A 439-nucleotide genomic window follows, 5' to 3' on the forward strand; every position below is an offset into this window, starting at 1 on the left:
CATCGACGCCGGGTGGGACGTGCAGGTGCTCCCAGCCCCTCGATCACCTGGGCGCGATGCATAGCGACGTGGTGGTTCCCCTCCTGAGGGCCTGGCCATCGACGCCGGGTGGGACGTGCAGGTGCTCCCAGCCCCTCGATCACCTGGGCGCGATGCATAGCGACGTGGTGGTTCCCCTCCTGAGGGCCTGGCTCGGAAAGGTGGGACGGGAGCACTAAGAACGCCGACAACCTGCGGTGCTGTGGCGGCGCTGGTTACCTACGTGCTGAGACGGAAGACATCGGCCTTGATCTCGTGGCGTCCGGTTTTCCGCTTCCCAGCCGGTGTCCCATACAAAACCAGTGCCGACCTGCCGTCGTCGAGTACGGTGATCCCCTCGGCATGGTCCTCACCCTCACCAAACGGCGCGTCAAATTCGCAAGGTAAGTCGTCCTTCTGC

General features: G+C 64.7%; 1 protein-coding gene. It reads right to left on the minus strand.

Going from position 1 to position 439, the window contains the following annotated elements; all coding sequences use genetic code 11:
* Positions 1 to 258: 258 nt before the first annotated feature.
* A partial coding sequence (locus AC1U89_RS24815; RefSeq protein ID WP_479902271.1) for a DUF3616 domain-containing protein occupies positions 259 to 439 on the minus strand: 181 nt, incomplete at its 5' end.

The organism is Caulobacter sp. 05T431 (assembly GCF_056665975.1).